The 12,767-nt window shown below is 70.0% G+C and carries 12 protein-coding genes; 10 read left to right on the top strand and 2 right to left on the bottom strand.

Going from position 1 to position 12,767, the window contains the following annotated elements; translation table 11 throughout:
* The first annotated feature begins 104 nt into the window (after nt 1-104).
* The 6 genes from ACSFBM_RS02620 to ACSFBM_RS02595 all read left to right on the top strand — a co-directional run bounded on the left by ACSFBM_RS02620 (nt 105) and on the right by ACSFBM_RS02595 (nt 5,244).
* On the top strand, nt 105-812 hold the full coding sequence (locus tag ACSFBM_RS02620; protein WP_435483005.1) for a hypothetical protein: 708 nt from the start codon (nt 105-107) through the stop codon (nt 810-812).
* A gap of 63 nt (nt 813-875) precedes the next feature.
* Nucleotides 876-2,201, top strand: a complete 1,326-nt coding sequence (locus ACSFBM_RS02615; protein ID WP_435483004.1) for an MFS transporter — start codon at nt 876-878, stop codon at nt 2,199-2,201.
* 7 nt (nt 2,202-2,208) lie between these two features.
* On the top strand, nt 2,209-2,925 hold the full coding sequence (locus tag ACSFBM_RS02610; RefSeq protein ID WP_435483712.1) for a DUF2848 domain-containing protein: 717 nt from the start codon (nt 2,209-2,211) through the stop codon (nt 2,923-2,925).
* On the top strand, nt 2,925-4,271 hold the full coding sequence (locus ACSFBM_RS02605; protein ID WP_435483003.1) for an amidase: 1,347 nt from the start codon (nt 2,925-2,927) through the stop codon (nt 4,269-4,271). Before ACSFBM_RS02610 ends, ACSFBM_RS02605 begins: the two co-directional genes overlap by 1 nt.
* Before the next feature lie 63 nt (nt 4,272-4,334).
* Nucleotides 4,335-4,916 (top strand): GNAT family N-acetyltransferase, encoded by a 582-nt coding sequence (locus ACSFBM_RS02600; RefSeq protein ID WP_435483002.1) that lies wholly within the window; start codon nt 4,335-4,337, stop codon nt 4,914-4,916.
* Between the two features lie 49 nt (nt 4,917-4,965).
* Nucleotides 4,966-5,244 (top strand): DUF2277 domain-containing protein, encoded by a 279-nt coding sequence (locus tag ACSFBM_RS02595; protein WP_435483001.1) that lies wholly within the window; start codon nt 4,966-4,968, stop codon nt 5,242-5,244.
* A 127-nt stretch (nt 5,245-5,371) separates the two neighbouring features.
* Here the strand turns inward: ACSFBM_RS02595 and ACSFBM_RS02590 are convergent, their stop codons facing one another.
* Nucleotides 5,372-5,578: a hypothetical protein gene (locus ACSFBM_RS02590; RefSeq protein WP_435435199.1), complete on the bottom strand. Its 207-nt coding sequence runs from the start codon at nt 5,576-5,578 to the stop codon at nt 5,372-5,374.
* 265 nt (nt 5,579-5,843) lie between these two features.
* Between ACSFBM_RS02590 and pbpC the strand changes: the two genes are divergently transcribed.
* Nucleotides 5,844-8,108: a penicillin-binding protein 1C gene (gene pbpC, locus ACSFBM_RS02585; RefSeq protein ID WP_435483000.1), complete on the top strand. Its 2,265-nt coding sequence runs from the start codon at nt 5,844-5,846 to the stop codon at nt 8,106-8,108.
* A gap of 34 nt (nt 8,109-8,142) precedes the next feature.
* On the top strand, nt 8,143-9,591 hold the full coding sequence (locus ACSFBM_RS02580; RefSeq protein ID WP_435482999.1) for a TPM domain-containing protein: 1,449 nt from the start codon (nt 8,143-8,145) through the stop codon (nt 9,589-9,591).
* Between the two features lie 18 nt (nt 9,592-9,609).
* Here the strand turns inward: ACSFBM_RS02580 and ACSFBM_RS02575 are convergent, their stop codons facing one another.
* A complete protein-coding gene (locus ACSFBM_RS02575; protein ID WP_435482998.1) occupies nt 9,610-10,503 on the bottom strand; it encodes a LysR family transcriptional regulator in 894 nt (297 codons plus the stop codon).
* A 308-nt stretch (nt 10,504-10,811) separates the two neighbouring features.
* On the opposite strand from ACSFBM_RS02575, the gene ACSFBM_RS02570 reads away from it, so the two are divergent.
* Complete coding sequence (locus ACSFBM_RS02570; RefSeq protein WP_435482997.1) at nt 10,812-11,492, top strand: FadR/GntR family transcriptional regulator; 681 nt, start codon at nt 10,812-10,814, stop codon at nt 11,490-11,492.
* The gene (locus ACSFBM_RS02565; protein ID WP_435482996.1) at nt 11,489-12,736 is read left to right on the top strand and encodes a CynX/NimT family MFS transporter; all 1,248 of its coding nucleotides are present in this window, start codon (nt 11,489-11,491) and stop codon (nt 12,734-12,736) included. Before ACSFBM_RS02570 ends, ACSFBM_RS02565 begins: the two co-directional genes overlap by 4 nt.
* Nucleotides 12,737-12,767: the final 31 nt, after the last annotated feature.

Here is a 12,767-nt window from a genome sequence, read left to right as displayed (position 1 = left end):
AATTCTTGTGCCTGTCGCCCACAAAAACTCGTTTGTGACAGCGGCACCCTGCGACGGAAGATCGCGCCTTCAAATTTCGAAGGCCCGCCCGCTCCTCCGCCGCCATGACCACACCCGTCTCCAACCTCGACGCTTCTTCCCTTCCTGACAACGACATCGACGCAGCGGCCGTGAACGGCCTGCTGTTCGTCGCCTCCGACGTCGACGCCGCCGACGACGCCGACTTCAACCGCTGGTACGACCGGGAACACGTGGAAGAGCGCGTGCGCATTCCGGGCTTCCTGTCGGGCGCACGCTACTCGTCGCTGGAGGGCGGGCGCAAGTACCTGGGCCTGTACCGCACCGAATCGCTGGCGGTGTTCCGCTCGGCGGGCTACCGCGCCGCGTTCGAGAAGCAGACGCCGTGGTCCATCGCCAACCTCGATCGCATGCGCCAGCCGATCCGCCGCGTGTGTGCCGTGCGCGCCGTCACCGGCTTCGGCAGCGGCAGCCATGCGGTCGTGCTGCCGCTGCCCCTGAGCACCGATGCCGAGGCGCTCGCTGCCCATGCCGCACGCGTGGGCCGGGCGCTGGCCGAGCAGGCAGGCTTCGTGCAGTCGTACCTGCTCGTGCCCGACACCGTGCTGAGCACGCCGCTGCCGCGCGAAGCCACCGAAGGCCGCGTGCTGCAGCCGATGCTGGTGATCGAGGCGAGCAACGCCGCCGCCGCGCGCACCGCGCGTGCCACGGCCGCCACCGCCTTCGACACCGACCCCGCCACCGGCTGGCTGCTCGCGCTCGGCTGGAAGCTGGGTGCGGCCGAGCTGCGCTGATTTTTTCCGCCTTTCCGCCCTTCCGCCTTGTCCCTCCGACTTCACCGAACAAAGGTATTTCCAATGACCGAACATGTTCTTCCCGCTGCGCCCCCGGCAGCCAAGCCCGGCGCCCCCGGCTCCCCCAAGATGGGCCGCCTGGCCATGGCCAGCTCCATCGGCACCACGCTCGAGTGGTACGACTTCACGGTCTACAACATCATGGCCGCGCTGGTCTTCAACGCGGTGTTCTTCCCGTCGTTCGACCCGCTGACCGGCACCATCCTGGCCTTCTCGACCTATGCGGTCGGCTACATCTCGCGACCGCTGGGCGGCGTGGTGTTCGGCCACCTGGGCGACCGGCTGGGCCGGCGCTTCGTGCTGGTGGCCACGCTGGTGATCATGGGCATTTCCACCGGCCTGATGGGTCTGCTGCCCACCTATGCCACATGGGGCATCTGGGCGCCCGTGGCGCTGGTGGCGCTGCGCTTCGTGCAGGGCGTGGCGCTCGGCGGCGAATGGGCCGGCGCGGTGCTGCTGTCGATGGAACACGGCAAGCCCGACGAGCGCGGGCGCAACGCCTCGTTCACGCAGGTCGGCCCGTCGTGCGGCACGCTGATCGGCACCGGCTTCATCGCCATCGTGTCGGCCTGGCTGAGCCCGGAAGAATTCCAGGCCTGGGGCTGGCGCCTGCCGCTGATCTCCAGCGTCGCGCTGGTGCTGTTCGGCCTGTGGCTGCGCCGCGGCGTGGACGAGACGCCCGTGTTCCTCGAGATGGAGCAGAAGAAGGCCACTGCCAAGACGCCCATCAAGGAAGTGTTCACGCAGCACTGGCGCAGCCTGCTGGTGGCCGGCGGCTCGCGCATCGGCTCCGACGTGCTGTACGCGCTGGTCGTGGTGTTCACGCTGACCTACGTGACGACGGTGCTGCACCTGTCGCGTCCGCTGGCGCTCACTGCCACCATGATCGGCGCGGCCTGCAACGCGATTGCGGTGCCGTGGTTCGGCGGGCTGTCCGACCGCATCGGCCGCCGCCCGGTCTACATTGCCGGCGCGCTGCTGGGCATGGTGTGGGCCTTCGTGTTCTTCGTGCTGATGGACAGCGCGCACCCGGTCGCCATCTGCGCGGCGGTGGTGGTCGGCCTGCTGATCCACGCCATGATGTACGGCCCGCAAGCCGCCTTCGTGACCGAGCAGTTCCCCGGCCGCGTGCGCTACGCGGGGGCTTCGCTGGCCTACACGCTGGCCGGCATCGTGGGCGGCGGCTTCGCGCCGCTGATCATCGCGAGCCTGTTCAAGTCGTGGGGCAGCACGCTGGCCGTGTCGCTGTACGTGGTGGCCGCACTGGGCCTGACGCTGATCGCCCTGGTGGTGGCCCGCGAAACCGCCAAGCGCCCGCTGGAGACCTGAGATGAGCATGCAACGACTGAACTTTGCCTGCGAGCGCCTTGCCGCCGACGGCACGCGCTCCACCGCCCTGCACACCGTGGCGCCCCGCGCGCTGGTGGTGGCGGGCTGGACCGGCCGCGACGTGGCCGCCATCGAGCACCACATCGAGGAACTCGCGGCCATCGGCGTGCCGCGCCCGTCCAGCGTGCCGCTGTACTACCGCGTGGCCGCCCAGTTGCTGACGCAGTCGCCCGAGATCGAGGCGCTGGGCGACCAGAGCTCCGGCGAGGCCGAGCCCGTGTTCTTCTTCTCGCAGGGCGAGTGGTGGCTGAGCGTGGGCTCCGACCACACCGACCGCAAGGTCGAGAGCTACTCGGTGGCCGTGTCGAAGCAGATGTGCGCCAAGCCCGTGGCCGGCACGGCCTGGCGCTGGGCCGACGTGCAGGCGCACCAGGACACCATCGAGCTGCACTCGCGCATCCTGGAAGACGGCCGCTGGGTCGACTACCAGCGCGGCACGCTCGCATCGATCCGCCCGCTGGCCGCCCTGCGCGACGGCATGCCCGGCATGGGCGCAGAACCCGAGGGCCTGTTCATGACCTGCGGCACGCTGGGCGCCTTGCCCAACGCCAAGGGCGAAGGCATTCGCCCCGCCACGCAGATGGAAATCGAGCTGCACGACCCGAAGCTGCAGCGGCGCATCGTGCATCGCTACGCGGTGCAGGCACTGCCGGTGGTGGCGTGATGAACGGCGACGACTTCACCATTGGCGCCCTGCGCGCACGCATCGCGCGCGGCGAGCTGTCGCATGAAGCGCTGATCGACCAGGTGCTCGACGCGGCAGCGCTGCCCGCCGCAGCGCATGTGTTCACGCGGCTCTACGCCGACGGTGCCCGCGCCGCGGCGCGCCATGCCGACGCGGCACGCAAGGCCGGCATCGAACTCGGCGCGCTGGCCGGCCTGCCCGTGACGGTGAAAGACCTCTACGACGTGGCCGGCGAGACCACGCTCGCAGGCTCCGCCGTGTGCGTCGGCGAACCGGCGGCCCTGCATGACGCCGTGGCCGTGGCCCGGCTGCGCACCCAGGGCGCGGCCATCGTCGGCAAGACCAACATGACCGAGTTCGCGTTCTCGGGCGTGGGCATCAACCCGCACTACGGCACGCCGCACAACCCGGCGGATGCGGGCACGCCGCGCATTCCGGGCGGCTCGTCGTCGGGCGCGGCCGTGTCGGTGGCGCTGGGCCTGGCCGTCGCCGGGCTGGGCTCGGACACGGGCGGCTCCATCCGCATTCCGGCCGCGCTCTGCGGCCTGGTCGGCTTCAAGAGCACGCAGTCGCGCGTGCCGCGCACCGGCGCCTTCGAGCTGGCGCGCTCGCTCGACACCGTCTGCGCCATGGCGCGCTCGGTGGAAGACTGCCTGACAGCGGACGCGGCGATTGCCGATGCACCGCTCGCCGTGCGCCGCCGACCGCTGCAGGGCATGCGGCTGGCCGTGCCGCGCACGCTGATGTTCGACGACATCGAGCCCGCCGTGGCGCATGCCTTCGACCGCGCGCTGCAGTCGCTTTCCGCAGCCGGCGCGCAGGTCGTCGACATCACGCTGGCCGAACTCGCGGAGATCGCGACCGTCAATGCGCCCGGCGGCTTCTCGCCCGTGGAAGCATCGGCCGTGCACCGCGAGCGTTTCGCAAGCAAACGCGACGGCTTCGACGCCCGCGTGGCCGCGCGCATTGCGCTGGGCACCGAAGTGCGCGCCGCCGACTACATCGCCATGCAGGACCGCCGCCGCGACTGGACCGGCCGCGTCGCGCGCGCCATCGAAGGCTTCGACGCGCTCGTGTGCCCGACCGTGCCCATCGTGGCGCCGCCCATCGCTGCGCTGGCGCAGGACGCAGCCTTCTTCAAAGCCAACGGCCTGCTGCTGCGCAACACCTTCGCGATCAACCTGTTCGACGGCTGCGCGTTCAGCCTGCCGTGCCATGCGCCGGGCGAACTGCCGGTGGGGCTGATGCTGTCTTCGGTGCGCGGCGACGATGCGCGCCTGGCCGCCGTGGCGCTGGCCGCCGAGCGGGTGGTGCGGCCCGCCTGACGCAAGGAGGGACCGGCGGTATCCGGTGACGGCGCCATGCCGCCATCGGCTATCTTCCGCTTCATGTCCCTCGCGCAACCTTCACTCACCGGCCCTCGCCTGCTGCTGCGCCCGCTGCTCGCGTCCGACGCGGCCGCACTCCTGGATGCCGCCGCCGACGGCGAGCTCTGGAACCTGCCGTTCACCGTCGTGCCCTCGGCCGCCACGGTCGATGCCTACATCGGCAACGCCCTTGCGGGCCGAGACGCGGGCACGGTGATGCCGTTTGCCACGGTGCTGCGCGAAACGGGCGAGGTCATCGGCTCCACGCGGTTCTGGAAGATCGACCGCATCAACCGCAAGCTGGAAATCGGCAGCACCTGGATCGCCGCGTCGTGGCAGAAGACCTTCGTGAACACGGAGGCCAAGTTCCTGATGCTGCGCCATGCGTTCGAAGAACTGCGGTGCGTGCGGGTGCAGTTCACCACCGACGAGATCAACGCAAAGTCGCGTGCGGCGATCCTGCGGCTGGGCGCGAAGCAGGAAGGCATCGTGCGGCACGAGCGGATCATGCCGGACGGCCGCAAGCGCAACTCGGTGCGCTTCAGCATCATCGACGACGAGTGGCCGCAGGTGAAGCAACAGCTGCAGGAGCGGCTTGGCTAGACTGGACGGTGCAGCGCCGCGCTGCTTCATGTCGAAACGGAGAGCGCCCATGTGCCGCAGCATCAAGACCCTCTACAACTTCGAGCCCCCTGCCACCGAGCAGGAAATTCGTGCGGCTGCCCTGCAGTTCGTGCGCAAGCTCAGCGGCTTCAGCGTGCCCTCGCGCGCCAACGAGGAAGCCTTCGAGCGCGCGGTCGACGAGGTGAGCTCTGTTGCCGCGCGGCTGTTCGAGTCGCTGGTGACCACGGCTGAACCGCGCGACCGCGAGATCGAAGCTGCTCGGGCCAAGGCGCGCAACGCCGTGCGCTTTGGCACTGCTGCGGGTTGATGTTGGAGAGCGCTGTTCAGGGCGGCCTGTGCACGCGCCCCGAACAGCAGCGCCGCAAACAGACAACCAAAAAGCAAAAAAGCCACGAAGCACCTGGCTTCGTGGCTTTTGAGTAGGAGCGCAGTGATCAGTTGCGATTCGGATTGTTCGGGTTGCGGTCGTAGCGGTTGGGAACGCCGTCTCCGTCACGGTCCCGGTCCGCACGGTTGGGCACGCCGTCGCGGTCCCGGTCGCCGTAGCCGCCGCGCGGCGGTGGCGGGCGGTCGTAAGGCACGGCCACGCAGCCTGCGAGGAAGGCCGATGCGGCCAGCAAGATTGCCAAAGTCTTCGTCATGTGAGTTCTCCTTGGAGTGTTTGTGGAACCGGGCATCGCCTCCTGCGAGCCGGTATTGCATTGAAGGCCACGCCGGTACGCATCAGGCTTCCGGATGAATGCCCTTGCGTGAAGTTCGTTACCGTCTGTGGGGCCTGGCGAGAACTTTGGCGTGAAGTTTTCGCCCGCCGAGGCAGCCTTCGGCCCGTCCCCGAGTAGGCGCGGTTCCCGTGGCCCATCGCAGAGAATGTCGACGGCCCCACCTCCGGACATCCACCTTTCCTCGATGCAGCTCGCGCCCTTCCTTCCTACCCGCAAGATCCTCGCCTCGGCACTGCTGGCCGCGGTTTGCATGCACCCGGCCTGGGCCATTGCGGCGTTCGTGAGCTTCGAGGACGTGAAGCGCGAGTTCCGCTCGTCCGACACCGCCGTGCTCGACCGCAACGGCGAACTGCTGCAACGCGTGCGCACCGACGCCACCGTGCGGCGCGGCCAGTGGACCGCATTGGCCGACGTGTCCCCGGCGTTGCGCACGGCCATGGTGCTGAGCGAGGACCGGCGCTTCTACGAACACAGCGGCATCGACTGGCGCGCCGTGTCGGCCGCCGCGTGGGGCAACCTGTGGAACACCCGCACGCGCGGCGCCTCGACCATCACCATGCAGCTGTCGGGCCTGCTCGACGACGACCTGCGCCGCAACTCGGGCGGGCGCAGCTTCACCCAGAAGATCGGCCAGACCGTGGCGGCCGCGCAGCTGGAGCGCAGCTGGCGCAAGGACCAGATCCTGGAGGCCTACCTCAACACTGTGCCGTTCCGCGGCGAGATCGTCGGCATCGACGCGCTCTCGCGCACGCTGTTCGGCAAGGCGCCCAGCGGCCTCGATGCGCGCGAGGCGGCCGTGGCGTCGGCGCTGGTGCGCGCGCCCAATGCCAAGCCCGCCGTGGTGGCGCAGCGCGCCTGCGAGGTGCTGCGCGTGATGGAGCCGCAGCACAAGGTCGACTGCGAGGCGCTGGACATGTTCACCAGCGCGGCGGTGCAGCGGCGCGCCTTCGATGCGAATGAAGGGATTGCGCCGCATGCCGCGCGCCGGGTGCTGCGGGAAACAAGGGATGCGGATGCGGGGGCAGCCCCCACCCCGGCGCTCCCCCAGAAGGGAAGAGAGAAAGACAAGGACGCCGCAGTCAGAACGAGCCTGCGCGCACCGCTGCAACGCTTTGCGCTCGACACGCTGCAGCGCCACTTGCGCGAGCTGCGCGAGCGGCATGTGGAAGACGGCGCGCTGGTCGTGCTCGACAACGCCACCGGCGAGGTGCTCGCATGGGTCGGCTCCTCGGGCCCGCTGAGCCAGGCGGCCGAGGTCGACGGCGTGACCGCGCTGCGCCAGCCGGGCTCCACGCTCAAGCCGCTGCTCTACGGGCAGGCCATTGCCGAGCGGCGCATCACGGCGGCCTCGCTGATCGAGGACTCGTCGGCGCAGATCAGCACCGCCAGCGGCCTCTACATTCCGCAGAACTACGACCGCCGCTTCAAGGGCCCGGTGTCGGCGCGCACCGCGCTGGCCGCCTCGCTCAACGTGCCGGCGGTGCGCACGCTGGTGATGGTGTCGCCCGAGTCGTTCGCGCGCGAGCTGCGCGCCGCCGGGCTGCCGCTGCGCGAAAGCGGCGACTACTACGGCTACAGCCTCGCACTGGGCAGCGCCGAGGTGTCGCTGCTGTCGCTCACCAACGCGTACCGCATGCTGGCCAATGGCGGGCGCTACGGCACAACGACCATGACGGTGCGCACGAGCACACCCTCCGACAAGACCAAGGCCGCAGCGGCGCCGCTGCTCGATGCGCGCGCCGCCTTCATCGTCGGCGACATCCTCTCCGACCCGAACGCGCGCACCCGCACCTTCGGCCTCGACAGCATTCTGTCCACCCGCTTCTGGACGGCCGTGAAGACCGGCACCAGCAAGGACATGCGCGACAACTGGGCCGTGGGCTGGTCGCAGCGCTACACGGTGGGCGTGTGGGTGGGCAACGCCAGCGGCGAATCGATGTGGGACGTGAGCGGCACCAGCGGCGCCGCGCCGGTGTGGGCCGAGGTGATGCGCTTCCTGCACGCGCGCGAACCGAGCCGCGCGCCCGCGCCGCCGCCCGGCCTGGTCGAGGCGCGCGTCGAGTTCGGCCCCGGCGCCGACGGTGCCCCGCTCGAAGCGGCGCGCGCCGAATGGTTCCTGCAGGGCACCGAGCAGCCGCTGTTCGCGCTGGACACCGGCATGGCCGCGGACGCCGGCTTCGCGCGCATCACCGCGCCGTCGGACGGCACCATCATCGCGGTCGACCCCGACATTCCGCCGCTGCGCCAGCGCGTGCGCTTCGAGTCCGAAGGGCGCGGCGTGCAGTGGCGCATCGACGGCAAGTTCTTTGCGCGCGGCAACAGCGCGCAGTGGCTGCCCTGGCCGGGCCGGCACGTGATCGAGCTGGTGGACGCCACCGGCAAGGTGGCCGACCAGCGCCGCATCGAGGTGCGCGGCGCGGGCGTGGTCACGAAGAGCGCGCGGCGCTGAAAAGAACCAGGCACAGAGAGGGAGAGACATGCGAATGAATGCTCGTCGATGGCCGGCAACGGCACTGGTGTGGCTGTCCCTGTGCCTGGCGCTGCTGGCGTGGGCCGTGCCCGCGCAGGCCAGGCAGGTGCCGGTGCCCGCCATGAAGTCGCGCGTGGTCGACCTCACGAACACGCTGAAGGCGGACGAAGCCGATGCGTTGCGCGGCGACATCGCCACCCTCGAATCCGACACCCAGGCGCAGCTGGCGGTGCTGATCGTGCCGACCACGGGCGAAGACACCATCGAGCAGTACGCCACCCGCGTGTTCGCGCAATGGAAGCTCGGGCGCAAGGGCGAGGACGACGGCGTGCTGCTGCTGGTGGCGCTGAAGGACCGCAAGATGCGCATCGAGGTGGGCACCGGCCTGGAAGGCACGGTCACCGACATCCAGGCCGCGCGCATCATCGACCGAGAGATGGCGCCGCGCTTTCGCAACGGCGACTTCGCCGGCGGCGTGCAGGCTGCGGTGCAGGCGCTGTCGCAGCTGATCAACCCGCAGACGCTCGCGCCGGCCGTCGACGCCAGCGGGCAGTTGCCGGTTGAGGTGACGTCCGACAGCGCACCCGAGCCGGCCTCGCGCGGCGCCCATGTCACGGACGAAGGCTGGGCGCTGTTCGGCGTGCTGGCCTGGAGCCTGGGCGTGGGCGTGTGGTACGGGCGCGGCATGGCCGGCAACGCACGCGGCCGCGCGGCGCTGCAGCAGGCGCCCCGCAAGCGCAAGGGCAAGCTCCAGGGCAAGGCCCGGCGCCCCGAACTGCTGGCCGAAGCCATCGCGTCGGTCGCGCCCGACGCGCTCGAGGCGCCCAGGCGCAAACCCAGCTGGCGCGTGGCGCTGGTCCTGCTGGGAGCCGGCGCGGCGGGCGCCGCCGTGGCGCTGGCCAACCCCATGATGGCGGCGTTCCTGGCCATGCCGGCCCTGGTCGCCTGCGGCATCGGCTACGCCTGCGGGCGTTCGCGCGCGGTGAGTTATGTGGTGGGCGGCATCGCGCTCGCGATCGCGGGGCTGGTCGTCCTGGCGTTCGCGCTCGGCGCGGAGCGGTTCTGGTGGGGCTTTCTGTGGGCCATGGGCATCGGCGGCGTCGCCCTGTTCGCCACGGTCATCGGGGTGTGCATGCGCAACACCTGGCAGCGCAGCGTGCTGGGCTTCACGGTGCGCCTGCTGGTCGTGGCGGGCATCTTTGTCTTCATGGTCTTGACGACGCACCCGGGCCCGGTGCCCGACGAGACCTGGATTCCCACGGTGCTCGCGACCTTCATCGCGCTGCTGTTCGCTTTTCTGCCCTACGGCGGCGGTGGAAATGGCGGCAGCGACAGCGACGACGACAGCGGCTGGAGCAGCAGTTCTTCTTCGTCGTCGTCCTCTTCCTCGTCTTCTTCCAGTTCGTCCTCCTCGTCCGGCGGCGGCTCCAGCAGCGGCGGCGGCGCCTCGGGAAGCTGGTAGCTCCGGGGCGTCAGCGCGTCAGGACGCCCGGAAGACATCCAGCACGTAGTCGACGAAGGTCTTGATCTTGGGCGAGTTGCGCCGCGCGGGCAGGTAGACCAGGTTGATCTCCTGCGGCTTGAGCTGGAGCGCGGGCAGCACCGGCACCAGCAGGCCGGCGCCAACCTGCGGCTGCGCCAGCGACACCGGCAGCAGCGCAATGCCGCGGGCCGACAAGGCCAGCTGCAGGGTCAGCTCCAGGTCGTCCGACTGGCACACGCTGTCCACGCGAACGCGGTGGGTCCGCTCGAGGGTCGCGAGATGCACCTCCCGCTTGCGCCCCTCGGCTTCGGCCGACAGGAAGGCGTGCGAAGCCAGGCCGGCCAGGTTTTCGATCGGGGCGTGCGGTGCCAGGTAGCCCGGCGCGGCGCACAGCATGAGTGGCTCGTTCTTCAGGTGGCGCGCCACCAGCTCGTCGCAGCCTTCGCGCCCGCGCCGGATGGCCACGTCGACTTCGTCGCGCACCAGGTCCGCGCGGTCGTTGCCGGTTTCGACCATCACGTCGAGCTGCGGGTGGGCGCGCATGAAATCGGGCAAGTGGCTCGTCAGCAGTTCGCGCCCGTAGTAATGCGGCACGGCGATGCGCAACCGGCCGGTGACGGTGCCGCCACCCGCGGACAGGTTCAGCATCACGTCGTCCAGGATCGTCAGCACGTGCTGGGCGGCCACCAGAAACTGCCGTCCCTCGTCGGTCAGGGCGAAGCGGGCGGCGCCGCGGTGCAGCAACTGGTGCCCCACCGTGGCTTCCAGCCGCTGCAGCTGGCGCGATGCGGAGGCCTTGGGCACGTTCAGAACGTCGGCCGCCGGGGTCAGTCCGCCAAGCTGGACGGCCTTGGTGAAGAGCCGCACGTCCGACAAAGAAAAGTCCTTCATTTCAACTTCTGGGGGGATCCGTTTTTTTCTGCTTTGGGGTTGTTCGGAAGGCGCTTGCGCGTCCGCGAGTGACCTTTAGTTTCATTTTCGGCCACTCAGGCAATAATTAGTAACAATTGGTGAACGTTTTCTCGATTCCGGAAGAAGTTCACTTTTTGATGACATATCTTTGAACCCAGCTTGCGCAATCCTGCGAACAAAGGTCTGCACCTCTGTTGCGTCAATGCACGGGCAACCACCGCACCCCTGGCCCGGGCTTTGCATTGGCGGCAGAATTCGTCCAATCATTGAATGAATAGGCCCTCTCGATGCTCGCCCAAGCCCCCCGTACCTCCCTTGCAGATACCGCCGCCGACAGCATCAGGGCAGAAATCTCCGCCGGACGCTGGACGGTCGGCTCGCGCATTCCCATCGAGCCGCAGCTTGCGCAGTTGCTGGGCGTGAGCCGCGGCACCGTGCGCGAAGCGGTCAAGACGCTGGTCTCGCGCGGACTGCTCGAAGTGCGCCAGGGCTCGGGCACCTATGTGCGCTCGGGTTTCGACCCCTCCTCCAGCCTGCAGAAGATGCGCCTGGCCAGCCTGCGCGACCAGTTCGAGGTGCGCCGCGCGCTCGAGGTGGAAGCCGCGCGGCTCGCCGCCGTGCGCCACACCGCGCGCGACCTGCGCCGCCTGCACGCCCTGCTCGACAAGCGCGGCGTGCCCGAGCCGGGCGACGAGGGCGCATCGTTCATCGAGCGCGACCTGGCCTTTCACCTGGCCATCGTCGACGTCTCCGGCAACCTGGCGCTGGCCGAGACCTGCCGCTTCATCACGGGCTACATCAAGGAAACCATCGCCAGCACCATGGGCACGGTGCTGCCCGAGCCCGACGAGGCCGCGCACCGCGCCGTCGTCGAAGGCATTGCCAGCCGCGACCCCGACGCGGCGGCCGCGGCGGTGCGCGCGTTCATGGCGCCGATGATCAACGCACTGTCGCTGGGCACGCCATGAACTCGGCCACCATCTCTTCTTCCTCTTCTACCGCCACCGCCGCGCCGGCACATGGCCCCCAGGGCCTGGCACGCCGCATCCTGCTCGGCGCCAGCGTGGTGCTGATCGCCTTCAACCTGCGCCCCGTGTTCGCCAGCCTGTCGGTGGTGCTGCCGGAGATCATCCAGGCCACCGGCCTCTCGGCCACCGCCGCGAGCCTGCTGACCACGCTGCCCATCGTCTGCCTGGGCGTGTTCGCGCCGCTGGCACCGGGCCTGGGCCGTCGCTTCGGCACCGAGCGCACGCTGCTCGGGTGCATGGTGCTGATCCTGGTCGGCACGCTGCTGCGAGGCACCGGCAACATCCCGCTGCTGTTCCTGGCCTCGGCCATCGCGGGCAGCGGCATCGCCGTGTCGAACGTGCTGCTGTCGGGCCTGGTGAAGCGCGACTTCGCCAAGCAGGCCGCGCTGATGATGGGCCTGTACACCATGGCCGTGTGCGGCGGCGCCGCCAGCGCGGCTGGGCTCACGGTGCCCATCGAGCATGCGCTGGACGGCGGCTGGACCACCGCGCTGGCCATGTGGGCGCTGCCGGCCGCGCTGGTCACGCTGATCTGGGCGCCGCAGGCGCTGGCACGCAAGCCGGTGGCCAGCGAATCGGGCTTCACCGTGCGCGGCCTGTGGCGCGACCGGCTGGCCTGGCAGGTCACCTTCTTCATGGGCCTGCAGTCCGCCCTCGCCTACATCGTGATGGGCTGGCTCGCGCCGATCCTGCGCGAGCGCGGCCTGGGCAGCGAGACCGCGGGCTACGTGGTGTCGCTGTCGGTCATGACGCAGGTCGTCACCTGCCTGGTGGTGCCGGCGCTGGCCGTGAAGCTGCGCAACCAGCGCGGCCTGTCGGTGGTGCTGGCGGCGCTCACGGTGACGGCCATGCTCGCGATGCTGTTCGCGCCGCTCGGCGGGGTGTGGGCCTGGGCCGTGCTGCTGGGCATCGCCCAGGGCGGCACCTTTGCGCTGGCGCTCACCATGATCGTGCTGCGCTCGCCCGACTCGCACGTGGCCGCGCACCTGTCGGGCATGGCACAGGGCGTGGGCTACATGGTGGCGGCCTTCGGCCCGCTGCTGGCCGGGCTGCTGCACGGCTGGACGGGGAGCTTTCGCGCCTCGTCGTGGCTGTTCATCGGCCTGGGCATCGCGCTCGTCGTCGCGGGCCTGGGCGCGGGCCGCACGATGCACGTGGGCACGACGACCGTGCCCCGGCACTGAACCGGCGCCCGCAGGGCTGCGGCCCGGCCCT

This window comes from Variovorax pasteuri (assembly GCF_051216435.1).
In the GTDB taxonomy this organism is placed as follows: domain Bacteria; phylum Pseudomonadota; class Gammaproteobacteria; order Burkholderiales; family Burkholderiaceae_C; genus Variovorax.
The sequence above is the reverse complement of the archived record's forward strand: the minus strand, read 5'-3'. Positions and strand labels throughout refer to the sequence as shown.